The sequence below is a fragment of the Cohnella abietis genome (assembly GCF_004295585.1).
Classification (GTDB): Bacteria; Bacillota; Bacilli; order Paenibacillales; family Paenibacillaceae; genus Cohnella; species Cohnella abietis.
On sequence record NZ_AP019400.1, the window covers coordinates 6,575,140 to 6,600,407 of the forward strand.

General features: G+C 44.3%; 24 protein-coding genes. 6 read left to right on the forward strand and 18 right to left on the reverse strand.

Annotated features, from left to right (window positions below):
- Nucleotides 1-70: 70 nt before the first annotated feature.
- The 15 genes from KCTCHS21_RS28850 to KCTCHS21_RS28920 all read right to left on the reverse strand — a co-directional run bounded on the left by KCTCHS21_RS28850 (nt 71) and on the right by KCTCHS21_RS28920 (nt 17,885).
- Entirely contained in the window at nt 71-1,024 is a 954-nt protein-coding gene (locus tag KCTCHS21_RS28850) for a hypothetical protein (RefSeq protein WP_130615890.1), read from the reverse strand.
- A gap of 117 nt (nt 1,025-1,141) precedes the next feature.
- Complete coding sequence (gene fliD, locus KCTCHS21_RS28855; protein WP_130615892.1) at nt 1,142-3,259, reverse strand: flagellar filament capping protein FliD; 2,118 nt, start codon at nt 3,257-3,259, stop codon at nt 1,142-1,144.
- A gap of 187 nt (nt 3,260-3,446) precedes the next feature.
- Nucleotides 3,447-4,835, reverse strand: coding sequence for an ADP-ribosylglycohydrolase family protein (locus KCTCHS21_RS28860; RefSeq protein ID WP_130615894.1), 1,389 nt, complete (start codon nt 4,833-4,835; stop codon nt 3,447-3,449).
- A 38-nt stretch (nt 4,836-4,873) separates the two neighbouring features.
- The gene (locus KCTCHS21_RS28865; RefSeq protein ID WP_130615897.1) at nt 4,874-5,812 is read right to left on the reverse strand and encodes a nucleoside hydrolase; all 939 of its coding nucleotides are present in this window, start codon (nt 5,810-5,812) and stop codon (nt 4,874-4,876) included.
- A gap of 23 nt (nt 5,813-5,835) precedes the next feature.
- Nucleotides 5,836-6,783 (reverse strand): nucleoside hydrolase, encoded by a 948-nt coding sequence (locus KCTCHS21_RS28870; RefSeq protein ID WP_130615899.1) that lies wholly within the window; start codon nt 6,781-6,783, stop codon nt 5,836-5,838.
- Nucleotides 6,784-6,802: 19 nt separating this feature from the next.
- The gene (locus tag KCTCHS21_RS28875; protein WP_232057999.1) at nt 6,803-7,738 is read right to left on the reverse strand and encodes an ABC transporter permease; all 936 of its coding nucleotides are present in this window, start codon (nt 7,736-7,738) and stop codon (nt 6,803-6,805) included.
- Nucleotide 7,739: 1 nt separating this feature from the next.
- Entirely contained in the window at nt 7,740-8,801 is a 1,062-nt protein-coding gene (locus KCTCHS21_RS28880) for an ABC transporter permease (protein WP_130615901.1), read from the reverse strand.
- The gene (locus KCTCHS21_RS28885; protein ID WP_130615903.1) at nt 8,798-10,342 is read right to left on the reverse strand and encodes an ABC transporter ATP-binding protein; all 1,545 of its coding nucleotides are present in this window, start codon (nt 10,340-10,342) and stop codon (nt 8,798-8,800) included. The genes KCTCHS21_RS28880 and KCTCHS21_RS28885 overlap by 4 nt, the downstream gene beginning before the upstream one ends.
- 92 nt (nt 10,343-10,434) lie before the next feature.
- Nucleotides 10,435-11,535, reverse strand: a complete 1,101-nt coding sequence (locus tag KCTCHS21_RS28890) for a BMP family ABC transporter substrate-binding protein (protein WP_130615905.1) — start codon at nt 11,533-11,535, stop codon at nt 10,435-10,437.
- 19 nt (nt 11,536-11,554) lie between these two features.
- Nucleotides 11,555-12,490, reverse strand: a complete 936-nt coding sequence (gene rbsK / locus KCTCHS21_RS28895; RefSeq protein ID WP_130615907.1) for a ribokinase — start codon at nt 12,488-12,490, stop codon at nt 11,555-11,557.
- Nucleotides 12,487-13,485, reverse strand: coding sequence for a LacI family DNA-binding transcriptional regulator (locus tag KCTCHS21_RS28900; protein ID WP_130615909.1), 999 nt, complete (start codon nt 13,483-13,485; stop codon nt 12,487-12,489). Before KCTCHS21_RS28900 ends, rbsK begins: the two co-directional genes overlap by 4 nt.
- 647 nt (nt 13,486-14,132) lie before the next feature.
- Nucleotides 14,133-14,489 carry a nucleotide excision repair endonuclease gene (locus KCTCHS21_RS28905; RefSeq protein WP_130615911.1) on the reverse strand — a complete coding sequence of 119 codons (357 nt, stop codon included), beginning with the start codon at nt 14,487-14,489 and terminating at the stop codon, nt 14,133-14,135.
- A gap of 150 nt (nt 14,490-14,639) precedes the next feature.
- On the reverse strand, nt 14,640-15,383 hold the full coding sequence (locus tag KCTCHS21_RS28910; protein WP_130615913.1) for an SDR family oxidoreductase: 744 nt from the start codon (nt 15,381-15,383) through the stop codon (nt 14,640-14,642).
- A gap of 253 nt (nt 15,384-15,636) precedes the next feature.
- Nucleotides 15,637-16,095 carry a MarR family winged helix-turn-helix transcriptional regulator gene (locus KCTCHS21_RS28915; protein WP_197726491.1) on the reverse strand — a complete coding sequence of 153 codons (459 nt, stop codon included), beginning with the start codon at nt 16,093-16,095 and terminating at the stop codon, nt 15,637-15,639.
- A 167-nt stretch (nt 16,096-16,262) separates the two neighbouring features.
- On the reverse strand, nt 16,263-17,885 hold the full coding sequence (locus KCTCHS21_RS28920; RefSeq protein ID WP_130615915.1) for an MDR family MFS transporter: 1,623 nt from the start codon (nt 17,883-17,885) through the stop codon (nt 16,263-16,265).
- Nucleotides 17,886-18,045: 160 nt separating this feature from the next.
- On the opposite strand from KCTCHS21_RS28920, the gene KCTCHS21_RS28925 reads away from it, so the two are divergent.
- Together KCTCHS21_RS28925 and KCTCHS21_RS28930 are read left to right on the forward strand one after the other, a co-directional pair.
- Entirely contained in the window at nt 18,046-18,663 is a 618-nt protein-coding gene (locus KCTCHS21_RS28925) for an NUDIX hydrolase (RefSeq protein WP_130615917.1), read from the forward strand.
- An 83-nt stretch (nt 18,664-18,746) separates the two neighbouring features.
- Entirely contained in the window at nt 18,747-19,616 is an 870-nt protein-coding gene (locus KCTCHS21_RS28930; RefSeq protein ID WP_130616774.1) for an AraC family transcriptional regulator, read from the forward strand.
- 145 nt (nt 19,617-19,761) lie between these two features.
- Here KCTCHS21_RS28930 and KCTCHS21_RS28935 read toward each other — a convergent pair whose 3' ends face one another.
- Entirely contained in the window at nt 19,762-20,667 is a 906-nt protein-coding gene (locus KCTCHS21_RS28935; RefSeq protein ID WP_130615919.1) for a helix-turn-helix transcriptional regulator, read from the reverse strand.
- Between the two features lie 81 nt (nt 20,668-20,748).
- On the opposite strand from KCTCHS21_RS28935, the gene KCTCHS21_RS28940 reads away from it, so the two are divergent.
- Nucleotides 20,749-21,282 carry a dihydrofolate reductase family protein gene (locus tag KCTCHS21_RS28940; RefSeq protein ID WP_130615922.1) on the forward strand — a complete coding sequence of 178 codons (534 nt, stop codon included), beginning with the start codon at nt 20,749-20,751 and terminating at the stop codon, nt 21,280-21,282.
- Between the two features lie 13 nt (nt 21,283-21,295).
- Here KCTCHS21_RS28940 and KCTCHS21_RS28945 read toward each other — a convergent pair whose 3' ends face one another.
- Complete coding sequence (locus KCTCHS21_RS28945) at nt 21,296-22,294, reverse strand: phosphotransferase enzyme family protein (protein ID WP_130615924.1); 999 nt, start codon at nt 22,292-22,294, stop codon at nt 21,296-21,298.
- A gap of 588 nt (nt 22,295-22,882) precedes the next feature.
- Between KCTCHS21_RS28945 and KCTCHS21_RS28950 the strand changes: the two genes are divergently transcribed.
- A complete protein-coding gene (locus tag KCTCHS21_RS28950) occupies nt 22,883-23,287 on the forward strand; it encodes a RidA family protein (protein WP_130615926.1) in 405 nt (134 codons plus the stop codon).
- 97 nt (nt 23,288-23,384) lie between these two features.
- On the opposite strand, the gene KCTCHS21_RS28955 is transcribed toward KCTCHS21_RS28950, so the two are convergent.
- Entirely contained in the window at nt 23,385-24,335 is a 951-nt protein-coding gene (locus KCTCHS21_RS28955) for an alpha/beta hydrolase (protein ID WP_130615928.1), read from the reverse strand.
- Between the two features lie 258 nt (nt 24,336-24,593).
- Here KCTCHS21_RS28955 and KCTCHS21_RS28960 point away from each other — a divergent pair, with 258 nt between their 5' ends.
- Both KCTCHS21_RS28960 and KCTCHS21_RS28965 read left to right on the forward strand, forming a co-directional pair.
- Nucleotides 24,594-24,893: a hypothetical protein gene (locus KCTCHS21_RS28960; protein WP_130615930.1), complete on the forward strand. Its 300-nt coding sequence runs from the start codon at nt 24,594-24,596 to the stop codon at nt 24,891-24,893.
- 150 nt (nt 24,894-25,043) lie between these two features.
- Nucleotides 25,044-25,238 carry a hypothetical protein gene (locus tag KCTCHS21_RS28965; protein WP_130615932.1) on the forward strand — a complete coding sequence of 65 codons (195 nt, stop codon included), beginning with the start codon at nt 25,044-25,046 and terminating at the stop codon, nt 25,236-25,238.
- The last annotated feature ends 30 nt before the right edge of the window (nt 25,239-25,268 follow it).

The window sequence follows — 25,268 nt, forward strand, 5'->3', positions numbered from 1 at the left end:
AGAGACACAGCCTTTCCATATTGTGGTTGAATTTCACCTCTATCATATCATGAGATTCAGACAAAATCTCTCATTTATTTGTGGAATTCGACAAATAATAGAATAACCCGCCCCCAGAGGCTAACTTATTTGTTATTTCCTCAGCATCGGAAGCTTCTTTACGTAATCCCACCCGTATAAACTCTTGAAAATCAAAAAGCACGCTAGGCAAATATGTAATATTACTTAGGCGCTGTCTATGATTATCTACAATCTCTACTAGACAATTCAAAGCATTAGTATGATAAATAGCTTGCTTGACCCTCTGCTCATTAAGAGCTAGGTTGGAAGGTAAGGCTATCTGCTCACGAACGATTGTGAGAAAAGCATTACAGCTCTCTTCTGCCAAGTCTTCCCGCCAATCTGCCCAATCGTCGGATAGCTGCAGTGTCGCAAGTATGAGCTCTACCGCTTCCTCAAGATCGGGGATGCGTTCTTCTTGCTCGGACAACAGCAGCATCCCTATAGCACAAAGCTTAACCGGTGCCGACTTACGAGCAAGCTGTGCAGGATTACGCGGTTCGGCAGGCTGCTTGCCTTCCTGGGAAACGGCTAACGCCCAGTCCTCCATGTAGGCTTGATAATATGTCCATAGTGCACTGTCAGCCTTGAAGTGGCGACGATAGTACTGCTGAAACAGGCCCTGAAAAAGCTGACCAAGCACGAGGGATTCACGTATATCTACCTTATTTAACCCAGCCCCAGCATCCATCACATCATCTATTAGGAAGAAATGAATCATCGCAAATACGTTGCCGATTGCTAAGTCCCGACAGAGATCATCAGGGCTAGCTGTCTGCTCTTGCAGCCAGAAGGGCAAGAGGAAGCTAATATAGTTGGTACCGGTGTTACTCTGCAAAGGATTAAGCTTAGCAAGCAATGCAAGACCTAGCTCATTAAGAGGAGCAGGAAACAATGCTGTCTCGGCAGCAGCCTTCTCGAATATGAGCTCTATTTCACTTCTATAAGCTTCATTCCAGTTCATTTGCCACCCTCCCTAATGAATGGTTTCGATAACAATCACCGAAGTCCTTTAAGAACTACATGTACACAAAAACCTACCGCAAAATGCGATAGGTCTTTGTTCAGCTCATTTACTCTGTTATGCCATATTTTTATTCATCCAGCTGAGCTGTGAATTGCTCTTCCCAACAGCAGAATCCATCTTAGCAAACAATAAGTAGTAGTAATCTTCTTTTTTCTGCAATTTGACGTTTAGTGAAGCCATCTTTGCATTAATATCAGAAACTTGTTTACCTACTGTATTAGTTACCAAGTCTACTGGTGCGTCTGGTTTTCCCGCATTTTCCGTCAATGAAGTAATAGACTTGTTGGCCAGTGTATACATTTGTTGAAATATTCCGCTTTGGACTGGGCTCGATGACTGTGCTGTAAATAAGCTTATTACTCCTTGTGGATCGTCACTTATAGCTTTACGGAGTGCATCTTCATCAATTTCTAATTTCCCGGCTTCCGAAGGTTTACCAAATGCATAGGCTCCTCCCGCAATGCCGATCTTATATAAAGCATTCGAGCTGCTCGCTACACTCGTAACAGTCGATAATGAAATATCGCGAAGGCTATTCCGCAAGTTCACGAGATCTGTATCTCTCATTAATAGACCGCTCTTCGCTTTTTCTTCCCAAGTCTTTATTTCCGATTCGGACATATCCTTCTTCTGTTCAGAGCTCAAAGGTTTGAAATCTTTAAACTTACTTTCTGATAGTGCTGTATTTATCGTGCCTAATAAATCATTATATTTAGTGACGAAATCCTTTAGCTGGTTAAACAGCTTATCATCGTCAGAGGTTACACCTACGGTTACACCTGTCGTTTCTCCTAGTACAGTGTAGCTTACTCCGTTATTAGTGAAGCTATTGGAGCTGTATGAACCGTCAACACCATCAATTTTGACCAGTGCATTTTGACCTTGAGTTATCGTAGCTGATGATAATTTCAGGATATCAAGCATATTACCATCGCTTGCCCCAAACATTACTTGTGAAGCACCTTCTCCGGTTTCTTTTCCCTTGAGAGAAATCTTTTTGTTAACTGAATCGTAGGTTGCAGTGACCCCTGCATTGGAGAGTTCAATTTTACTCATAATACTATCAAGACTATCAGAACTTGTATAGTTGATTTGTTGGTTATTAATCGTGAAATACGAACCCGTTAATGGTGCACTGTACTTTACACTTTCCGAGGCAAAAGTAGCAGCCTGATCTACATTACCAATTCCAGCAGCACTGTTAATTGAGCTTGACGATAAATTCAGGATACCAAGCATATTACCATCGCTTGCCCCAAAATTTATTTGTGAAGTAACTCCTGTTTCTTTTCCCTTGAGAGAAATCTTGTCGTTAATTGAATCATAGGTTGCAGTTACTCCAGCATTAGATGAATTAATTTTATTGATAATGCTAGTTAGACTATCAGCATCTGTGTAGGTGATTTTCTGGTTATTAATCGTGAAAAACGTACCAGATAATGCTGCACTGTATTTTCCACTTTCCGAGGCAAAAGTTGCAGCAGGATCTATCTTATAGGATTGATTATTTACAAACCCTATTGCATCAATCCCTATATTCCCGGCTGAAGCATTTATTTTAAGTTGCGGTAAAAATGCAGGGTCTCCTTTAGGAGACAACTGAAGCTTACCACCGGTGTTCGATACAGAAACCTTGTTAGCGCCGAATGAAGTATCAATAGCTAACTGTACCGCAGCAGCTAGCTTCGTATCATTATCATACTCACCATCCGCAATGACTACATCTTTTGTTACACCATTTAGTGTCAGGGAAAACTTATTGTTACTCCATGCACTTTTGATGTCTGCCCCTGCAGATATATTACTGCTTTCTATCTGCTTATTTTGACTAATACCAGCAGTACCAATAACAGTTGCTGCAGTAGCTAACTGACTGACGCTAATCGTTTGAGTTCCTGGGGTTGCCTTGCCTGACACAGATACATTTACTTTCGATGTATCTGAGGAAGTAACTTTCGAATTAGCCATATCTCCGCTGAATCGCATGTTATTTAGTGCATCACGGAATGAAGCAACCTTGAGATTGATGTCTCGATATGCCTGCGCTTTCCAGGTCAATAGCTGTTTCTTTTGTGTCAATTTATCAATTGGCATTCTTTCTGTCTTCATTAGCTTTGCAACCAAACCATCAATATCCATGCCCGAATTAATACCTGAAATACGCTCTACCATTAAAATGCCTCCCGACCGTTAAGTATGATAATACTTATATCGACAAACAGGAAAGAAAATTTTAGGGGATTTCTACATTGCATCCCTACAGTTACCCGAACATTTTCTTCAGTGGCATAAAGAGGCAGCTCCCCAGGTCTTATCAGACCCTTGGAACTGCCTCTTCTATATCGCATTTAATATTTAATTAGGCATTATGCTTTCTTACGGCCTTAACTGTCCAATCGGAAAGCTCGGTGATTTTCATCTTTTTCATAATTCTTAAATACGTATCCAGCTCATCGCCGATTGGATCTGTCCATTTGCTATCAATGGATGAGCGTCCATTCATAATTCCTAGAGCAGTCGCAATCTGAGCTGCATTGCAATCGACATCTTGTCCAGCCATAGAAATAATATGCATCGTGGCATCGAAATCACCGTTTCCATACCACAGCGCCACTACCTCTGCCATTGCGTTAGGATAAGCGTGAATCCAGTTATACTCCTTGAACTTCTCCTCGCACAATGCCCAAGTCTGCTTCCAATCCTCATGCTGACGACACCAGTCTAGCGTAGTAGATACGAATTCGTAATACTCGCTGTCCGTCGGAATCGCTTCAACTGACAATTCAACAATGCGACGAATATCCTGCTCGACGAAAGCAAGTGAAACGAATACTGCATTGAAGATTTCACCCAATACTCCATTGCCTGCATGGGAGACAACTGCATCCTTCCACGCCAGTCTTGCCGCTTCCTTCGGATTACCTGGAGCAACCATACCACAGATTGCACCACGCATCTGCGCGCCGATCCATTCCCGGAACGGATTGTTGATATATCCGCTTTCCGGAGGAGCGATCCCACTGCGAATGTTCTTCAAGGCGATTTCTTCAGCTGACCAGCCGCTCGGTACTAATGCCACCCATTCTTCGGCAATGGTTTCAGAGGATACCTCGTACCCCTTCTTATCGAAAGCCGATAAGAACGCAATTTCAAACGTAATATCATCATTATAGGTATTCGGCTTACGTACATAATGATGAATTTCACCGAATTTCTTCTTTAGCTGCTGCGAGGTATATCCCTCAATTGCAGTCCCAAGCGCACCCGCTACAATCTGAGCGATCCAGCCTGCATTAATACGAGCTGCGAAATCCTCTGCCTGAACATCGTACGATTCGTAGGTTGTGAATTTCGCCTGTTGCTCGTACGCATCCCACGTTTTGTAATCTTTATATTTCCAATAGTCCGATTGCTCATTCTTCGGCAAACGGTTCAGCTCGATCATCAACCGTGCAGTAATTCTCTGGAGGTCCGGCATATCATCACGATCATAGGCTTGCTCCCCTGCTTCCAGCAGCTCTATCAAATGGTCAGTCTCATAGCCCATATTATGCATAGATTGAACAGCCGCTACCGCTAGCATCTCAGGTGCGCCTGATCCTGGAACATTGCTGTGCCAGAATATTTTCAGGGTCATATCATGAAACTTCTCCACTTGATTCATGACTAGCCACGTCTGTTCTTCCTCATCCAATACAACCGGAACTGCATTTTGCATAATGTGGTAAGCTTTTTCCCATGCTCTCATATCGTAATTCCTCCCCATATTCTAAAGTTGTCTGAGCCTTAAACAGTGCGATTCATAAAATGCTCTAGAAACCGTTCCGCATCCACTTCGAGACAGACGTTGATGTTTGGCGACTTTGTTGAGTCTGTTTGCTCAACAGCATAAGTTCTACCAAGAGAAGGGGAACCTTCCCCTACATCGACTTCCACATGCATAGCTTCTGTCCGGCAGAATGAAGGATCGATAACCATACCAACAGCTAGAGGATCATGCAGGGCACATCCACCAATTCCAGGGTTCCAAGTCTCATACGCATTCATATAGAAATCCGCAGCATCTGCCACGAATTGTGATAGCTTAGTATCCTTGTTTCTCCATTCCTGCAATCTCGTACGAGGCAGCAGCGTCTTCATCGTGACATCCAGCCCAACCAACGTAATTGGCAGTCCAGACTGGAAAACATACTTAGCGGCTTCCGGATCACTCCGAATATTTGCTTCAGCATAAGGGCTAACATTACCTTTCACTGTCACAGAGCCACCCATAATAACAACCTGATCAACCAACGTAACGAATTCTGGATCCGCTTGAATAGCTAAAGCTAGGTTCGTCATCGGGCCAACCGCGATAATCGTTACTTCCCCCGGCTTACTGCGTACCTGATTGATCATAAATTGAGCAGCGGTCATCGAGCCTGCTGTTCTTTTGGGTATAGCGTCTTGCAACGCACCGCCCAGTCCATCCTCTCCGTGCACATGCTTGGCATAACCCAACACGTTATCACGGGCAAACGGCTTACCTGCACCCGCATAAACCTCAACTTCCTCGCGTCCAAGCATCTCAAGCACGTATAAAGAATTACGAGTTGATTCCTCTACAGATACGTTACCGAACAATGTTGTCAGACCTAGTAACTGTAGCTCTGGAGAATGCGCCGCATAAGCAATAGCCATTGTATCGTCAATACCCGTATCTACATCCAAAATAATTGATTTCATTTTTCCGTTCTCCTCGCTGCTGATTATTTCTTATCTGAGTAGCTGGATAACGCGTCAATCATGATGCTCCAAAATTTGTCGGTGTCCAGTCCAAGCGCTACATTAACGTTCGCCTCTTTACCGGTTACACCGAGTGTATCTACTACTGTCATTCCATACGTAAATTCACCTTTAGTTTCGATTTCCACGTTCAACTTGCGGCAAGTAAATACCGACGGATCAATACAGTACATAACGCAGCAGGCATCATGAATTGGCGCGCCATCGAAGCCGAATACTTCCTTATAAGTATGCATGAAAAATTTCAGCAACTCTACTACGAAATCGGATACCGGACTATCAATGGCCTTGATTCGTTCCTGGATTTCCGGTGTTGCCAGCGCCTGATGGGTCAGATCTAGTCCAAACATCGTAAGCGGCACACCACTCTCGAAGACAACCTTTGCCGCTTCCGCATCGACGAAAATATTAAATTCAGCTGCTGGTGTCCAATTGCCGAAAGTGCCCCCACCCATGACAACAATCTCCCGAATCTTAGGTACGATTGCCGGCTCTTTCCGCAACGCCATCGCGATATTCGTCAACGGTCCAGTAGGAACGAGCGTAATATCGCCATCGGACTCGAGAAGCTTCTGAATGATAAAATCAACCGCGTGCTCTCCAAGAATTTGCTTCGTCGGTGCCGGTAATATAGGACCATCCATTCCACTGTCTCCATGGATGTCAGCCGCTGTTTCCCGCTTCTTTACTAGCGGCTGTGCTGCACCTTTGGCGACGGGCACTTCATTTAATCCAGCTATTTCGCATACCTTTAGAGCATTAATTGTCGTTTTATCAAGCTCCGCATTTCCTGCAACGGTAGTAATCCCAATCAGCTCCACCTTAGGGTTTCCCGCAGCAAGTAAAATCGCAATAGCATCATCATGTCCTGGATCACAGTCAATAATAATTTTCCTTCTGTCTGTACTCATCGGGTTTCTTCTCCTTCATTTAAGCCAGAGTGGCGAGTCTTCTCTTATTCTGTAATGCGAAGAACACAAGCGCGAGTATCGTTACAACATAAGGAATCATCTGAATAAACTGACTTGGAATAGGTGAATTCGGAACAGTCTGCACGATTGTCGCCAAAGCACTAGCCAAGCCGAATATAATCGATCCGATTAGAATTCCAATGGGATTCCGATTGCCGAGCAGCACGACAGCCAATGCTAGAAATCCGGTTCCAGCCGTCATATCCTTAACGAACATGTTAGTTAAACCATTAGACATGAATGCGCCTGCCAGGCCTGCGAACGCACCACTCCATGCCAGCGCCGAATACTGAATGCGCTTGATCGGAATTCCTAGAGATTGAGCCGCATACGGCGCTTCCCCAACGGAGCGAAGATGAACACCATAAGGAGTTTTGTAAATCAAGAATAAGCAGAAGAAGACTGACAGCACTGCGATCCACACCATGAGACTATGTCCACTCAGCAGCTTGCCAAGCACAGGCACGTCCTCGATAAAGGGGATTTTCACGAGTGGAATACGCGGAGCGCCGCTCGGTGAATAGTTCCCAGTCAATCCATAAATTTTACTCATCAGGAAGATCGTAAAGCCCGAGCCAAAAATATTTACAGCGAAGCCTGTAATAATAATGTCGACCTTCATCTTGAGCGAGAAGAATCCCATCCCGTAGCTGACGAGCATGGATACGCCAACCCCAGCTAGCACTCCGACGACCCAGCTTCCAGTGCTCGAGCCAACCGCAATCGAGGTGAACGCCGACATCAACATCAATCCTTCGAGCCCGATGTTAATGACACCGCCAATATCCGATATAAGCCCACCCAATGCTGCCAGTAGAATCGGTGTCATCAAGCGAAGAAGCACTGCAAAAAGCGACAGGTCTACGATTTGGCCCCAAATCGTTTGCCACACCATATTACTTCACCGCCTTTTGTCCGGTTTTTGCATATCTTTGTTTGAGATAAGTGAAAATAGCTTGCGCGGATACCAGAAGCACGAGCATAACCTGGATGATGACCGCCACCTCACGAGGCATATCACTTCCGAATTGCATTGTTTGTGCCCCTACCTGAATGTAAGCATAGAACAGAGCAGCGATGAGAACACCAATCGGGTGATTACGGGCCAGAAGTGCGATGATAATTCCATCAAATCCGAGGCTGGCAGAGAAATTTTCCTTGAATGTCTGGTGAATACCGAGAATTTCCACGATACCAGCCAATCCAGCTATCCCGCCGCTGATCATAACGCTAACTACGATAACTTTACGAGTAGCAATACCGCCGTACCGAGCGAAATGTCCATTTTTCCCGACAAGCCTTAACTCATAACCGATAGAGGTTTTGTACATAAGCAAGTAGACGACTACTACTGCCAGAAGAGCAATCAAGATGCCTGCGTGAGCATTCATTCCCGGAAAAAGCTTCGGAAGAAGAATGTCCTTGCTAATGTTCTCCATTCTTGCGTACCCTCCACCATTCGCTGCTTTGAACTGGTTGTTAACAAAATAGGAGGTAGTGAGGATAGCCACAAAGTTGAGCATTAAGGTCGTTACAATTTCACTTGCATTCAAATATGCCTTCAGTAATCCCGGTATTGCCCCATACAAGGCGCCACCTATCATCGCACAAATCAAGACAAGCGGCATATGAATCCATGGACTCATAACCGGGAGGTATACACCGGCTAGTGCCCCAACGAAGGCACCAATGTATAATTGTCCTTCGGCTCCCATGCTAAATACTCCAGACTGGAACACGACGGATAACGCGAGTCCAGTCAATATTAGCGGAACCGCTTTGTTGAGTATCGTTCCGATATTGAAAGTGCTGGATAACGGATCAAGGAGCAAGGCGCTGATCGCGGTAAACGGCTCACTACTCGTGAACAGAATTACAATGAATCCGCACAACAGCGCCGTAAAGACCGCCGCTAGGATGCCTCCCACTTCCAAATAAATCGCTCTGGACGATTTCATCGCGCCACCTCCTGTTCCTGTTTCTTGACACCCAGCATGTAACAGCCAATCTCTTGCTCCGTTAAATCTGGCGAATTATCCAGCACAGCTACAATTTCCCCTTCATAGAGCACGGCAATTCGATCACTAAGAGCCATAACTTCAGATAGCTCGGCCGACACAACCATAACGGCTGCACCGCCATCCCGTCGTTTAATAATTTCCCGATGGATGAACTCGATGGCTCCGATATCTACCCCGCGGGTCGGCTGCGAAGCAAGAAGGAGCCTCGGATTTTTCGACAGCTCTCTAGCCACAACCACCTTCTGGAGGTTTCCTCCTGACAGCGCCCCGGCCATGATGTCCTCATTTTGAGCTCGAACATCGAACATCTCCATCATCGTTTTCGCGAACAGCTTGATTTTTTTCTTATTTAGAAATGGCCCCCTCTTAAATTCAGGGTTCCGATACTGATCCAAAATTAGGTTTTCCGCAATAGACGAAGTCAGACAAGCCCCGGAGGTTTGTCGATCTTCTGGAATGTGTCCGACTTTCAGGCGACGAATCTCAGCAACACTAGTGCCGAGCAGCTCCTTACCTTGATAAATAATTTGGCCAGCACCCGCTTTACGGAGCCCTGTAATGGTTTCCACCAATTCGGTTTGACCATTGCCTTCCACTCCGGCAATTCCGAGAACTTCACCGCCACGGATATCTAAGGAAATCCCTTTAAGTGCGAGAGAGCCCTTATCGTCCAATGCTTCAAGATTGCGAACAGATAACACAACATCCTTCGGCTCTGCTGGAATCTTATCCACGCGGAACAAGACTTCGCGTCCAACCATCAGACGTGAGATTTCTTCTTGATTCGTATCCTTCGTATTCAAGGTTGCAATGGTCTTGCCTGCCCGCAGCACTGTAATGCGGTTAGAAATTTGCATAACCTCACGTAGCTTGTGGGTAATAAAAATGATCGTGTGACCTTCGCTGACAAGCGCTTTTATGGAGTCAAACAGCTCGTCCGTTTCCTGCGGCGTTAATACGGCAGTCGGTTCATCTAGAATAATTAGCTTAGCACCGCGATACAAAACCTTCAGAATTTCCACCCGTTGCTTCTGTCCTACCGGGATGGTCTCAACTTTGGCCTGCGGGTTTACTTTCAACCCATAGGTTGAAATCAAACGCTCAACTTCATTGAATTCCTTCGCGCGGTCACGGAACATGGACATAAAGCCTTTTTTCGGCTCATCGCCGAGCACGATATTCTCAGACACTGTCAAAGATGGAGCGAGCATGAAATGCTGATGCACCATCCCCATACCATGCTTAATCGCGTCTCTTGGCCCTTCAAAGCTAATTGCTTGACCCTTATATTCAATCATTCCGCTCGTTGGAGCTTCCAAACCGAACAAAATTTTCATTATGGTCGATTTGCCTGCACCGTTTTCACCCACTAAAGCATGAATCTCGCCTTCATGGATGTTCAGGTCGACGCCTCGGTTAGCCACGGTTCCATTAGGATACACTTTGTGAATATTTTTCATCTCAAGTAAAATCGGCATCTATATCCCCCCAACCAAAATAACTCCATTACTATTTCGGGGCCTCACCTTGGTGAGAGAGGGAGGTTTGACCCTCCCCGCTCTTCTTATTACTACAGAGACGATTTGACAGTAATATCTCCAGTAGAGAGCTTGTCCTCAATTTCTTTCATCTTGTCTCTGATCGACTGTGGTACATATTTCTCGTAAAGCTCGTCCTTCGCAAGACCAACGCCGCCTTCTTTCATGCCTAGAACTTCATTCGTGCCGAGCTTAAGCTCGCCCTTCTGCAACAATTCGATAGCACGGAAAATAGATTGGTCTACGTTCTTGAGCATCGATGTCAGAACACTTCCTGGGTAAAGTGGGTTTTGGTTAGCGTCAACACCGATGGAGTAAACGCCCTTCTCGTTAGCGCCTTCCAAAGTACCAAGACCAGCAGCTGATGCTACGCTGAACACGATATCTGCTTTTTGCGAATTGATTTGAGCCAAGCCAATTTCTTTGCCCTTAGGTGCGTTAACGAAATCTCCAATGTAGGAAGCAACAACCTTTACATCTTTGTCTACGTAGTGCGCGCCTTGCTCATAGCCTGATTTGAAATCGTTAATGATTGGAATGTCCATACCGCCTACAAATCCAATGACTTTCTCTGGGTTAGCGCCTTTAAGCTCTGTGCTCGTTGTAGCCAATGCTGCAAAAGCACCTGCTAAGAATGAGCCTTCGCTTTGGGAATAAAGCATGGAATATACGTTCGGAACTCCTTCGATAACTTCATCGAAGAAGATAAAGTTCACTTTAGGGTAACGTGCAGCTAAATCCTTGGTAATATCGGACATTTGGCTCGTTCCGACAACAACAACATTATAATTACCGCTGGACACGAGGGACTCTAGACTTGCTGCCCAGTCCGCTGCATTAGAACCGCCTTCTACGGTTTTAGCTTTAATTCCGAGCTCTTTAACTGCTTTCTGGATACCAGCTTGTGCAGAGTCGAAGAAGCTCTTGTCGCCTAGCATGCTGTTAACAAAATAGATTGCACTGATTGGTTCTCCACTTGGCGTCACTGGTGTTTCGGAAGCTGAAGATGTTTCGCTAGGTGAAGAAGAGGTTGAAGGAGAAGCCGAATTGTTATTTGATTTACCACATGCGGCCAAAATCAAAGCAAATGACAAGATAACTACGCCCAAAACGCTTAATTTTTTCATTTTCATGATGTAAGTCTCCCCTTTGTTATGACTGATTGTGTGCTTCCTGTTTAATAAATTGCTCGGCTTGCTCTAGACTAGGCATGGAGGCTTGTGCTCCTTTGCTGGTCACCGTAATCGCGCCGATAGCAGAAGCAAACTTCGCCGCCGCCCAAATATCTTTACCGCTCACGATCGCGGCTCCTACTGCACCGGCAAAAGCATCTCCAGCAGCCGTAGAATCAACTGCCTTCACTTTGTAAGAATCTACGAAAGAGGTGCTGTTCGCATTAACGACGACGATCCCTTTCTCTCCTAGCTTGGCATAGACGGTTGAGACACCTTTGCGAAGCAGCTCAACGGCTGCAAGCTTAGCAGTCAGCTGATCATAGACGTCGATGCCAGTCAGCTGGGCAATTTCCTTCTCATTAGGAACAATATAATCCACCAGACTTAGCAGATCCTCCGACAACGGCTGCGCCGGAGCCGGGTCCAGTAGAACAGGAACCTTATGCTTCCTTGCAATAGCGATTGCCTCTTTCACTGTCTCCAACGGAATTTCCAGCTGTACCATCAGCAGCTTTGCCTGCTTGATTAGCTCTTCCTGCTTGCGAACATCGTCCGGAGTAAGTCGGAGGTTAGCGCCTGGTGCAACGACGATGCTGTTATCACCTTCTGGATCAAGGGTAACGAAGGCTACGCCTGTTGCTTCTCCTTTAATCTTCTCAATTCCGCTGCAATCGACTCCAATTTGCTCCAAATTGTTTAGCAATTGGTCCGCAAACAGGTCTTCGCCCAATTTGCCTATCATGGCGACTGTAGCTCCCAGCTTTCGGGCCGCGACAGCTTGATTGGCTCCCTTGCCCCCAGCATTCATAAAGAAGCCACTACCTAACACGGTTTCTCCCCGCTCTGGACGATGGTTCAAGCTTACGACCATATCCATGTTCAGACTCCCCACTACCACAATCTGAGCACTCATTTATTTTCCACCCCACCGCATGATTCTCTGTGTATAAGCTTATGCTCCAAAATCATATTCTTCGTACCGGACCTCACCCCTTTCATCTGATCATCAAGCAGCTGCACTGCTGTAACACCAATCTGATAGACAGGAATTGAAATGGTACTAAGTAAAGGCCGCGACATCTTGCTGAAAGGAATATCATCGCAACCGATAACCGCGACATCTTCTGGCACACGTAAACCTCGTAGGTTGATTTCGTGTATGGCCCCAAGGGCTAGCAAGTCATTCGAAGCGAATAGAGCCGTTGGCTTGTACTCTTCTAGCACGGAGCCCATTTGGTGAACCCCTGATTCGTAGGTAAACGAACCAACGCTGACAAAAGGCTCTAAATTCGCGTCACGCATGGCGTGGAGATAACCCAGCTTACGGTTTTCTGCTGATTGAATGTTTTTAGGTCCGGCTAAATGGGCGACTTGTTTATGCCCTTTGCCAATCAGGAAGCTGACGGCTTCGTAAGCAGCTTTATAATCGTCGATGAGTACGGCATCGAAAGGCGTGTTGGCAATAAGACGGTCACAGAGAACGATAGGTGTTCGCAGGCTAGCCAAATCTTGAACCGTCTGTTCATCAAGGGTGGAGGAAATGAGCACGATGCCCCCTACCTGTTGTTCCACCATTTTGTGAATATATTCTCGCTCGAGCTTCGGATCGTTATCCGTGTTACTTATAAAGAGAGCGTATCCTAATCGGTGTGCAGCATCCTCTATCCCACGAGCCAATACCGGGAAGTAAGGGTTCGTAATATCAGGTAGGATTAGACCAATCATATTCGTCTTGTTTGTCGCCAAATTTCTCGCAATCGCACTAGGATGATAGCCCAGCTCTTCAATTACCCGAAGAACTCTTTCTCTAATCTCATCCTTGACCTGAGGATTACGGTTTAGCACGCGGGACACTGTCGCCTTAGACACTTGGGCCCGCTCCGCAACATGATGTATCGTAGGTTTCATTCGCTTTACCTCACCTCCGTCTCTCTCAGAAACCGGTTTCTGAATCAAGTAAAAAAAAGCTTCTGAGCTAATTAGTTGTTTTATTTGTAGTTCTGGTTAGGTTTGTTCGTTAGCATAGTGAGTCTTGTTTGTGGTTCTGGTTGAGCTTGTTCGTAAGCTAGTGAGTCTTGTTCGAAGGCCTAATCTTAGTATTCTTAGTTCTGGGTCGAGCCTATTCGTAACCTTGTTTTGCATTTGAGAAAGCGGTTTCTAATTTTTCTATCGAACATGAAAGCGGTTTCTGAAAATAATATAGCACACGCATAAATAGTTATGCAAGCGTTTTCTTTTTAGCGCGCACGTTGGCGACTTTTGCTGGAGTTAGTCGGCAGCTCCTCTTAACTATACACTCTAACCGCGCCCTTACCCAGAATTAGTCGGCAGCTCCTCCTAACTCTCCACTCTTACCTCGCCTCTACACAGAATTAGTCGGCATCTCCTCTTAACTTCTCACTCTAATGGCGTCCTTACCCAGAGTTAGTCGGCATCTCCTCTTAACTTCTCACTCAATCCGCACCTCTACCCAAAATTAGTCGAAGGCTCCGATTATCTCTCGCCCAATCGTGCCAAAGCGAGAATTAACCAGAGCCTCCGACTTCCTCCGTCAATTACTTATATAAAACCTTATCCACGTTATATTTAGCTTTAAGCTCATTTATAATATAAGTTTCATAGATTTCCCTATGAACAGGGTCTTCGACAATGCAAACTTCAATTTTGGTAACTTCATCTCTGTTCATTTTTATTACCGATACCGTGTCCTCAAAATGCTTCTTTATTCTTGGTCTCAGCTTCCTCGCCTTGCCGACAAAAAGCAGCTCATCCTTGTTGTTGTAAAACATAAAAATGCCTCCGACTTCTCTAGAAATCAGATGAAATTCAGTAAACCCGTAAATATTGCTTTCCTTAGGATCGTTCTTTTTGGTGATGGTAACATCCGGCGTGGGAATGGTTATATTTATCATTAATGCTCACACTTCCTATTTCAATATAGGTGTATGCTATCATATATCTCATTGTAAAACCATTCAGTTGCTGAACGGCGAATAGTTAGCTGCTTTAAAATGAAAAGAGCCGCAATCGCAGCTCTCTTCGTCGGTGCTCTCTAATGAAATTTACACCATTCCGCCATTCACACGAATGGTTTGACCCGTAATCCACTTTGATTCCTCACTGGCCAAGAATAATGTGACGCTTGCGATCTCATCTGGTTCTCCGAGGCGTCCGAAAGCATTCGTTTTGCGAATACCCTCAATCTGCTCCTCTGATTTGCCAACCGTGAATAGCTCAGTGTTAATCGGTCCCGGTGCAATCGTGTTAATCGTAATCCCCTTCGCACCTAACTCTTTGGCCAACTGACGGGTAAATTGCTCTACCGCCCCCTTGGTTCCAGCATACACACTATAGGTAGGGAACATTAAACCAGCAACAGAGGTTGAAAAATTAATAATGCGGCCGTTCTCCTCCATATGCTTAGCTGCCTGTTGGCAAGCAAAGAAGGTACCCTTCACATTAATCGCAAATTGCTTATCGAAATCCTCTTCCGTAACACTGGCAATCGGCTTTGTAATCATAATCCCAGCGTTGTTGACGAGAATATCAATACGTTCATATACCTTTAGTGTCTCTTGAAACAATCTCTCCACTTCAGCCACACTGCTGATGTCTGCTTGAATGGCTACTGCTTCCCCGCCATTATTTTTAATTCCCGTTACAACCTCTTCAGCCTTATCCGGACTGCTTGCATAGTTAACTACGACCTTAGCCCCGTTCCGGGCAAGCTCTTCGGCGATTTCACGCCCAATTCCTCTAGACGCACCTGTTACTAGCGCCACCTTGCCTTTCAATTTGTTATCCATTATATATTCCTCCAATTAGGGTCGATGTATAATATTCGCTTCGTGAAATGATTATATGTTAGCCACAAACAATAATCAAGTGACAATTTTATATATTTGTCAGTACTCATCGTTCAAATATTTTCAGTCCTATTTTACAAACAACCGAAAAACAAAAAGAAAGAACTTCTGACGGCTTCAAGCCGCACCAAAAATTCTTTCTCCACTTAGCTGTATCTATATGAGAAGCCATTCGTGTAGGCTTGGACAATTGTTATTTCTCATACATATTAATATCGTTGAAGTAACTATAAACCTGATTAAGCAAACCCGTAAGTGCTTGGCTTTGCTCCTCCCCTAACTTTTCCGCTAGGCCGGTAAAAATAACCGTAAATCGCTTAAGTGCCTTCTGAGCAATATCTTCGCCTTTTTCCGTCAGCCTGAGCAGCGTTATCCGTTTATCCTTAGAATCATTGTACCGTTCAACGCAACCATCACTCATTAATTGCTTAATCATTTGAGTAACTGTCGGCGAGGTTACGGATAATCTTCTGCTAATATCGGAAATATTGACGCCCTGATCGCTCTGTTCCGTTAATACTTTAATACAAAGCAGAACCCGAACCTCACTTGGTTTAATACCATCTATCGGTTGCTTGCGCCATTCGGCTCTAGAAAACTGTTGAAAGGAATCCATCATTTCCTTAACAATAGTGGATTTATCTTCCTGCACGGTATATCACCTCGTTCTCATCGTACTCTCCAATAATAGTACTAAAAACACAAGTCATTTGTAACCCCAAATGCCAAATACAATGCCTCTTTAGTGGGAAAAGTAACCATTCAATAATGATTTTCAAGAAAGGCGCACCGGATTTAATCCGATACGCCATTGCCTATTTAATGTGCTGCAGACTTTTGGAGCTTATCGACATGTTCCTCTTCTGATTGATTTTGCTGCTGTTCATTGTTTGACCGTAACGGGATTTCCTTCAAGAAGAAGGTAAGCACCAGTCCAATGGCAACTAACACAGCACCTAACAAGAAGACGGTAGACAATGTATCACCCAATACAGAACGAAGCATATCCATCATTTGCGTGTACAAGGACTGATCCTGCTCTGGCAGCTTCGATTGAATATCCTTCAGCAAAGGCTGATTCATCAGCGATCTAGGGTCCAGCAGCTGCGTCAATTGAGCTGCAGTGTCCGGACTAGCTTGAGATAAATCCACCGCTGAGCCCGAGCTAATCGCTTTTTCCAAATTGCGTGTCATTGCAGAGTTCATAACCGATCCGAAGATCGCGATTCCTATCGTTCCGCCTAGATTTCTGAATAGCGTTGAGGTAGCCGTAGCTACTCCAAGCTGAGAAGGTGGCAACGCATTTTGTACAGTCAAGGTAAATACAGACATGCTTAGTCCAAGCCCCACACCAAACACAGCCATACTCGCAACTGCCATTGCTACACTATTCATGTAGGCCATCATAACCAAGCTGATTACCATAATGGCTACACCAATAAGTGCAAACCGTTTGTATTTTCCGGACTTCGATATCCAACGCCCTACCAAGGTACTAAGAACGATCATCGTAAGGGACATCGGTATATTCACAAATCCAGATTGCGTTGGAGTTAAGCCTTCAACACCTTGCACGAAGAAGGGCAGATAGATCATAGCACCCATCATACCTGCGTTCATTAGAAAGCCAACTGAGTTGGATAAGGTTACAATACTGTTTTTGAATAAGGAAAGCGGTAGAACAGGACTTTTTGCTTTTCTTTCAATGAATACTAGGATGACAATTCCGACGACAGCTGCCGCGAAGAGACCTATTATTCGTTCCGAGCCCCATGCATATTTATTACCCGCCCATGAGAAGCCAAGCAGCAGGCTGACAATGGATGCCGAAAGAACAAGAGAACCCCAGTAATCAATCGATTCCGAGGATACGCGCGCTGTCTTCGGAAACATACGCCAAATCATAACAAATGCAACAACACCCAGCGGAAGGAAGCTCCAGAACAGCCATTTCCATGCCATGTGGTCAATCATCACTCCACCGAGGGTTGGGCCAAGAATACTGGAGAAGCCGAAGATCGCCATCATAATGCCAGTCCACTTAGCTCTTTCACGTGGGGCAAACAAATCCCCTACAGCAGTAACTGTCGTAGACATCAATACCCCAGCACCAACACCTTGTATTGCGCGAAAAATAATCATTTGGTATATATCAGTCGACAATCCGGTCAAAAAGGAGCCGATCATAAAAATAACAATCCCGCCAAGCAAAAACGGTTTTCGACCATAGATATCAGATAGCTTCCCGACAAGTACAGTGGAAATTGTAGACATTAGCATGAATACCGTTATGACCCATGAGTAGTATTCCATGCCGCCCAGAATGGCAATAATTCGAGGCATTGCCGTGCTTACGAGCGTCTGGTTAATAGCTGCGAAAAACATTGCCGCCATAAGCGCGATCATAACGGTTACCTTCTGCTTCTGTGATAAATGATTCATTAGTATTCGCCTTCTTTTTGTAAAGTAAAGTTCTATTTATGTATTAAACCACAATATTAATAGGTTGGCAACCTATATATTTAGCGAGTGATGGTAATATGTGGGATGCACCTGATATAATGAGTAAAATTATATTCTCATCCTAAGGACGTGTTCTTTAATGGAAACGAAGTGGTTAGAATGGGCGAAGCAAATCCAAGCTATTGCACAAACAGGATTAACCTATTCCAAGGATGTTTATGACACTGAGCGATACGAGGCATTGAGGGATATCAGCGTAGATATTCTGGCTAATTATACTTCTGTTAGTAAGGAGAAAATATCTCTTACATTCGCAAGTGAGCTTGGCTATGCAACTCCTAAAGTGGATGTTCGCGGCGTTATTTTTAGAGAAAATAAAATATTGTTGGTTCGTGAGAAGCACGATGGGTCATGGGCATTACCGGGAGGCTGGGCAGATGTTGGCTTCTCGCCATCGGAAATAGCAGTGAAAGAGACTAAAGAAGAAGCTGGGTTTGATGTTGTGCCTGTTCGTCTTTTAGCTGTGCTAGACAAGAAATTTCATAATCATCCTCCTGGGGCTTATCATGTATATAAGATGTTTATTCGCTGTGAAATTGTTGGTGGACAAGCTGAGGCAGGCGTGGAAACAAGCGATGTTGATTTCTTCTCCTTGGATAATTTGCCCGAGCTATCCCTTGAGAGAAATACGGTAGAACAAATACAAGCTATGTTTGATTTTCTTGAGAATCCTGATAAAGAAGTCATTCTTGATTAACGTTGCGAGCCTGTTCGGTAAAAGCATGCAATGACAGGATCAACTAATGCGACGGTGATAAGATGAATAACAAAGGGGGTGTGATGCGGTTGGATTGGCTTATTCGTATGAAGGATGCTCTTGATCTGATAGAAACGAAGATAGAGGAACAGTTGGATATCGGTGACATTGCTAAGGTAGCTTGTTCGTCCCCTTTTCATTTTCAGCGGATGTTTCATATGTTGACCGGGATGACAGTGGCGGAATATATTCGCAAACGCAAACTAACCTTAGCTGCGCAGGAGTTCTCAATGACTTCAGCTAAAGTATTGGATGTCGCGCTTAAGTATGGCTATGACTCGCCGGAGTCCTTCTCTAAAGCATTTCGGAAGCTCCATGGTGTACCTCCTTCGGAGGCTCGTGGTTCAGGGGTCCGCCTTAAAGCCTTTCCCCGCATTTCATTCCATCTATCTCTAAAGGGGGACAAGAATATGGATTACAAAATTGTTGATAGAAGTGCGTTCACCGTTATTGGAAAAGCTATTCAGGTAACGACCAAGGATGGTGAAAATCTTCGACAAATCCCGAAGCTCTGGGCGGAGTGTAACGAAGACGGCACAACAGATAGGCTTTGTGCAATTGGGATAGATAAGGATCTATTAGGAATCTGCATGGATTTCCAACATGAGCAAGAACAATTCACCTATTTAATTGCTGTTGAAGACAGCTCAGGAGCACTAGTGGAAGAAGGTCTCGTCTCAAAGACCGTTCCTGCCTCTACTTGGGCGGTATTCACATCTGTCGGTCCGATGCCAGGAGCCATTCAGGACGTGTGGAAGAGAATTTTCCAGGAGTGGTTCCCCGCTACAGGAAACGAGCACTCTGGAGGGCCAGAGCTCGAGGTCTATCCACTGGGGGATACAACCGCAGAAGATTACGCATGCGAGGTATGGGTTCCTATTGTAAAAAAGTAGTGGTGGTGTAGGGGAGGCCCCAGCAGTGGATACACTTTTGGGGCCTTTTGGTTTTTTTCGCCGCAGTTGCTCGAATCCGCCGTTCTTAGTAGCCCTCAGTGCGTTATTCCATCGCAGTTACTCGAATTCGCCTTTCTATAAAGCATTAATAGTTCTGCAAAGTCTTTTCCAACAGCCCCTTGACGATTTCTTGCAGCTGAGGGGGACTAATGACCTTTACTTCAGGACCGTATGAAAGCAGCTTCCGCGCAGTAAAGGGAAACTCTTCCAAAGGAACCTCCCCGCGCCACTCGTTATTGTGAACAGACTTGAATAGAACATCTGATTCGGCAATCCTTGCTCCAAAATCAGTGAATTGCAGCACCACCTCTACCGTTTCCCTGCTATCCTCTGAATTCAGCCACTCCTTAAGAGTTGGAATAGCATTGTCTGAGTCTGATCGATTGAGCACCTCCAACTGCTGCATCCTATCCGTCCGATACAATAACACCCGTTCATTCTTTTTAGCTGGCATGTACCAAAATCCATTCTCATAGTAGATGCCGATCGGATAAACCTGCACCTTCTTTGTTCCACTCCGGGAAGCGTACGCGAATTCAATCTCTTTTTTATCCACTGATGCACTTAAAATTGTCGTAGTTAATGATTCCGGCTGCACTGAATGGTGCTGAAGAAATGTAATGTGCTGCCTCATGCGAATGATCATATCCTTTACATCGTCGGGCAAACTAGAAAAATACTGCTCCGCAAGATAAGCCCTTATCGAACCAAATGGAAAATCGGGGACCTTCTCCAAATATTCAATCATCAAGAATAGGCCAAACGCCTCGTGCTGCGCAAGTTGAAGTGGTGGCAAAATTCTATTCGGAAGCACACGATAACCCCCGCTAGCACCCACTTCTGTGTACAGAGGAACTCCCTTCTTTTGCAAATCATCTAAGTCCCGCTGAATGGTGCGCACCGATACATCAAAACGTTCAGCCAGCTCGCGGGCAGTGAACTTTTTTCTCGAGTCTAATGCTCGCATTATCGCAAGTCTTCGATCATTCATTTTCGAACCCCCTTACATAATTACGTCATCTTTTGTCGTAGTTTTACTGTACCATAAATTTTAGAAGGGAGTGTTTAGAGTATGAAAAATAATAAAGTGGTGCTGTATATTGCCATGAGCTTGGATGGTTATATCGCGAAGTCCAACGGTTCGGTGGATTGGCTGTTTGATGTCGAAGGTGACGGTGAGGATAATGGATACAATCATTTTTACAGCACGGTGGGGACGATCGTAATGGGGCGACTCACGTATGACGAGGTGCTTCAATTGGCCGATGACTTTCCTTACGCCAATAAGACTTGCTATGTTCTGTCTCGATCGAAGCAAGCTCCTGCTCCACACGTGATTTTTACGGATGAGGACATTAATGCTCTTATTCCTAGGTTAAAAAATGAATCAGATGGTGACGTTTGGCTTGTGGGAGGGGGGCAGCTTGTAGCAGCTTTTCTGGAAGCTAACTTATTGGATGAGCTCCAAATCGCCGTCATTCCGAAAGTACTCGGAGAGGGTATCCCCCTATTTCCGAAGGGAACCCTCCCAAGCGCTTTCCGTTTAACACAGATACAACAGTTCGGGCAGATTGTTTCACTTAGTTATACCGCAAAAGCGGATTAGAAATTTGTTGAGGCTACTTCGTCTCCTCTTGAATTTCACTACCAAAACAGAGAGAGCTTTCTTTCATGGATTTCGTCAATTTTCCTCTCAAGCCTATCATCCAATCGGGCTCATTAGCCCATTTTTCAGATATGGACCTAAGAGAGCGGGTATACCCATATAAATTAGCAAAACGCCTGCATGCGGGTATAATAGCTGGAAAATTATCTGAAACAGGATACTCACTGCGATATCCATCCATAAAGCATTGCTCTTTCTGACTGAAAAGCTCACTTGGAATACAGTCCTTCAAGCTATCTAGTGCCTGCTCAATATCCATGGCATACCAATGATACATGGCATCATCAAAATCAATAACGTTACATGAATTTGTTGCCTCATCGAAAAAAACATTATCATATTCAAAATCATAATGAATAAGACCAAAATTAGTATTAGTAATAGGTACAGTAGAAAAATAATCTTGTAATTGTTTGGACTCTTTTAGAGCTGCTGTTTCTGTTGGGAAATCAGTTAAAATGTCCTGAATCCAATGTAAAACATCATTGTACGACCATCTCTTGTGCATATCCGGTGTATATTGACTAGATAAATGGTGAAGCTTTCCTAACGCTTTGCCATGGCTGAATATTATGGCATCACTAAAATCTGTTTTATTAATCTGTATACCTGATACACGCTTAAACACCGAAGCAAAGTAATCACCCCAAGGGGTTTGTGCCTCTACAAGCTCTTCGTCACTTTTTGATCTTACCGATTCTAAAACTCCATAGCCCTTCGTCCGCAGGTAAGATATAAAATCTAGCTCTGCTAATATATTTTCTTTATTTTTCTCTGATTTCGAGGCGAATCTTAAGAGTTGGGTGTTACCTTCAAATTGAAAGGGATATATCGCATTTGAAGATATCCTATAATACTTAAACATATCAATAGACTGTTTATCGAATTCCCAATTTCCCAAAAGCATTTCGGCTAAATCCTCAATATTAAAAAGGTATTTCAATTTCAACATTGGCATGCAGCTCCTCGTGATTTGCAGTATCTACCTGGAATTACTCCTATTTCTGCGCACAAAAAGACCGCAAGGCTATGCCTGCGGTCTTCGTAATTCTTGTAGGAGGGCAAATCAAATAAACCCTCTTAACTAACAAGAAAAATCAGCAGCAATATCCTTATAAGTGGCTGACTAATGCCAGCCTAAAATATTCAGTTATCATTCACCTTATAAGTAAAAGTAGTAGTTTTAGCCCGGCGTTTCATGCCGATCACTCCCTTCAAAAGCATGTTGATTTCATATTACTTTAGATTATTAATGGAAGCAATTTCTATTTCCTATTTGGGGGCCAACAGTCTCCAGCCCGTGCTCTACTGGCTTACCTGCTTTGAATCTTCTCTAAGTCAGTGTTATCATTAAATAGTATGTGATTTTACTTATAAATTTGAAGGAGGAATACCCGATGAAAAAGAGATCGCTTGTGTTTTTATCCTTTGGGATTGGGTATTCTAATGCTGTCTTTTTTTAGAATTGATCTTGACGGGATAGGTCTGTCCAAACATCAATTCCAAATAATAAACAGCCATTTATAAGGAGAATTCACAAATGACGAACTTCAACAATAATATCGTAAAAAGATATAATCCTGAAAATATAGCAAAGCCCGTAGGAAACTATAGCCATGTAACAAAAATAGATCGAAATGCTGAGATGTACGTGTTTTCTGGTCAAATCGGTATAGATCGGGATCAGCATATTCCTCCAGATATGAACCAGCAGGTCACCCATACAATGAACAATATCGTTGAGCTCCTTGCTTCTCAGAAGCTGACTCCTGACAATGTCATTAAAATCAACATTTGGGCCACAGAAGAAATAGATTGGGATCATTTGTATGCCATTTGGGATAAAGTGTTCGGTGCAAATCCCCCTTCCATGACGATTGCTTATGTTAAGGGATTGGGTTTACCTGAATTGAAAATTGAGCTAGATGTTTGGGCTGCTGGTTAAGCATTATTATTCAACTACAAAAAACGAACCTTAGAAGCGATTCTACGGTTCGTTTTTTTCTCATTAGATTGTTCCCCGGTGACATGTATTCCACTTATCATTCATTAGCTACTCTTTTCAAAAAAGACAGAACAGCAGCATTCATCTGCTCTAACCCCGGCTGCTCAATTGGAAAATGGCCCGCACCCTCTAGAAATACACATTCCTTATTACTTTTTATTTTATCAAAAAACGGTTTACTGAAACGGTACGGAGTCATGGGGTCTAATTCTGGATGAACAAGTAGTACCGGGCACACGTCAAAATTCTCAGGCTTTACTACCGGCTCCCTATTTAAGAACGTTCTTAATAAACGTAAAGGGATTTTCGTTCCTGCCGCATGAGCATCCTTCATAATAAGATTGGTCAATTCGGCGTTATTCGTAATCAAATGCATCCGAGACACCTTATTCACAGAGATATGCAAGGAATCTAATAGAAGTGGAAACTTGTCCATAAAAAATTTCCCCAACCGACTAATGAGCTTGTTAGGAGCTAATTGGTCACGAACCTTCGAATCACTTGTATCAACAAACGTTGTTGCAATTAACCCTTTAACTCGCTTGCTCTGAACAGCAGTGTGATAAGCCAACATACCTCCTATACTAGTACCTAGCAAAATAATTGGTTTGTCATCCCGTTGCAATTCTCGATCGATCAGTTCAGTGAGTATGTCGATCCAAAGCTGATAGTCAATTGTCTTATCTGAACTCGTGTAACTTAGACCATAGGGCGGTAAATCCGGCGACACGACTTCATAACCGCACTTTTGCAGCATTTGAGTATATGGAGCTAACATTCTTCCATTGCCACCAGCGCCATGAATGAAAATAATTTTATGTGTTGCGTCCGGAACCGGCATACGATCCAGATGAATATGAGCATTGTTCCAAGTCATCCATTCTTCTATCGGTGGATGATTTTCATTTATCTGCATTTCTTCAGGAAAAAACTTCTGATACTGTTTCCAATAGCCGACTGATTCATTATAGGTATTACGCTTAGTCATGTTTTTGTAGTCCCTTTCCTCAGCCAACAGAGCGGCCGCCGAACAGATGATCAGGCAATATGATGACATCATATCTCATCTACAGGGTGTGAACCATCAATATCCGCAAAATGCTGCTGTTTCCGCTTTCTAACTAGTTTAGCTTAAGTAACCTGCACTACTCTAATTGCTACAGTGGCGAGCTAGCTGGGCGTTAGTGGATCCGGGGAGGACCCGGGAGTCGTTAGTGGTACGGTTTGCGGGTTGGTGGGGGCGTTAGTGAACGCTGAGTTCTCTATCGGCGCTGTTTTGGGGTTGGTGGGGACGTTAGTGAACGCTGAGTTCTCTATCGGCGCTTTTTTCGGGTTGGCGGGACCGTTAGTGAACGCTGAGTTCTCTATCGGCGCTTTTTTCGGGTTGGCGGGGGCGTTAGTGAACGCTGAGTTCTCTATCGGCGCTTTTTTCGGGTTGGCGGGACCGTTAGTGAACGCTGAGTCCTCTATCGGCGCCTTTTTCGGGTTGGCGGGGGCGTTAGTGAACGCTGAGTTTTCTATCGTGACGATTTGCAAATTGGAGTGAGCGTAGTGGATCCTACGTTCACTATTGGGACGATTTTCGGGTGCGCGGAGGGTTGGTGAGGTGCCATCACCGGCAATTGTTCAGAATATGTCGAGATTTGTCGTTTATAATAAACCTATAACAGATATGATTTCTCGGGGTGGAATATCAATGCAGACGAAAGTTCTTAAAGAAATGCATAAGCTTAGCCATGATAATGAACAAAGATACCAATTATTAATGAGGTACTTAAGGTTGAGAGAGAAGGAAAAGAAGCAACGAGGCCTTCTTAGCAGATTAAAGAAGCAGTGGAATGCTCATAACAAAAATATTACAGCGGAGACGTGGAACAAGCATTCTTCGTAGGTCTAATCTGCATAGAAGAGTCCTGACCCG

What these genes read in the sequence shown, in the direction of transcription:
- KCTCHS21_RS28955 (WP_130615928.1), bottom strand. Translation starts at nt 24,335, where the DNA reads ATGACTAAGCGTAATACCTATAATGAATCAGTCGGCTATTGGAAACAG.
- KCTCHS21_RS28860 (WP_130615894.1), bottom strand. Translation starts at nt 4,835, where the DNA reads ATGAGAGCATGGGAAAAAGCTTACCACATTATGCAAAATGCAGTTCCG.
- fliD (WP_130615892.1), bottom strand. Translation starts at nt 3,259, where the DNA reads ATGGTAGAGCGTATTTCAGGTATTAATTCGGGCATGGATATTGATGGT.
- KCTCHS21_RS28905 (WP_130615911.1), bottom strand. Translation starts at nt 14,489, where the DNA reads ATGATAAATATAACCATTCCCACGCCGGATGTTACCATCACCAAAAAG.
- KCTCHS21_RS28850 (WP_130615890.1), bottom strand. Translation starts at nt 1,024, where the DNA reads ATGAACTGGAATGAAGCTTATAGAAGTGAAATAGAGCTCATATTCGAG.
- KCTCHS21_RS28925 (WP_130615917.1), top strand. Translation starts at nt 18,046, where the DNA reads ATGGAAACGAAGTGGTTAGAATGGGCGAAGCAAATCCAAGCTATTGCA.
- KCTCHS21_RS28880 (WP_130615901.1), bottom strand. Translation starts at nt 8,801, where the DNA reads ATGAAATCGTCCAGAGCGATTTATTTGGAAGTGGGAGGCATCCTAGCG.
- KCTCHS21_RS28965 (WP_130615932.1), top strand. Translation starts at nt 25,044, where the DNA reads ATGCAGACGAAAGTTCTTAAAGAAATGCATAAGCTTAGCCATGATAAT.
- KCTCHS21_RS28870 (WP_130615899.1), bottom strand. Translation starts at nt 6,783, where the DNA reads ATGAGTACAGACAGAAGGAAAATTATTATTGACTGTGATCCAGGACAT.
- KCTCHS21_RS28865 (WP_130615897.1), bottom strand. Translation starts at nt 5,812, where the DNA reads ATGAAATCAATTATTTTGGATGTAGATACGGGTATTGACGATACAATG.
- rbsK (WP_130615907.1), bottom strand. Translation starts at nt 12,490, where the DNA reads ATGAGTGCTCAGATTGTGGTAGTGGGGAGTCTGAACATGGATATGGTC.
- KCTCHS21_RS28900 (WP_130615909.1), bottom strand. Translation starts at nt 13,485, where the DNA reads ATGAAACCTACGATACATCATGTTGCGGAGCGGGCCCAAGTGTCTAAG.
- KCTCHS21_RS28875 (WP_232057999.1), bottom strand. Translation starts at nt 7,738, where the DNA reads ATGGTGTGGCAAACGATTTGGGGCCAAATCGTAGACCTGTCGCTTTTT.
- KCTCHS21_RS28950 (WP_130615926.1), top strand. Translation starts at nt 22,883, where the DNA reads ATGACGAACTTCAACAATAATATCGTAAAAAGATATAATCCTGAAAAT.
- KCTCHS21_RS28945 (WP_130615924.1), bottom strand. Translation starts at nt 22,294, where the DNA reads ATGTTGAAATTGAAATACCTTTTTAATATTGAGGATTTAGCCGAAATG.
- KCTCHS21_RS28890 (WP_130615905.1), bottom strand. Translation starts at nt 11,535, where the DNA reads ATGAAAATGAAAAAATTAAGCGTTTTGGGCGTAGTTATCTTGTCATTT.
- KCTCHS21_RS28930 (WP_130616774.1), top strand. Translation starts at nt 18,747, where the DNA reads ATGCGGTTGGATTGGCTTATTCGTATGAAGGATGCTCTTGATCTGATA.
- KCTCHS21_RS28935 (WP_130615919.1), bottom strand. Translation starts at nt 20,667, where the DNA reads ATGAATGATCGAAGACTTGCGATAATGCGAGCATTAGACTCGAGAAAA.
- KCTCHS21_RS28910 (WP_130615913.1), bottom strand. Translation starts at nt 15,383, where the DNA reads ATGGATAACAAATTGAAAGGCAAGGTGGCGCTAGTAACAGGTGCGTCT.
- KCTCHS21_RS28920 (WP_130615915.1), bottom strand. Translation starts at nt 17,885, where the DNA reads ATGAATCATTTATCACAGAAGCAGAAGGTAACCGTTATGATCGCGCTT.
- KCTCHS21_RS28940 (WP_130615922.1), top strand. Translation starts at nt 20,749, where the DNA reads ATGAAAAATAATAAAGTGGTGCTGTATATTGCCATGAGCTTGGATGGT.
- KCTCHS21_RS28885 (WP_130615903.1), bottom strand. Translation starts at nt 10,342, where the DNA reads ATGCCGATTTTACTTGAGATGAAAAATATTCACAAAGTGTATCCTAAT.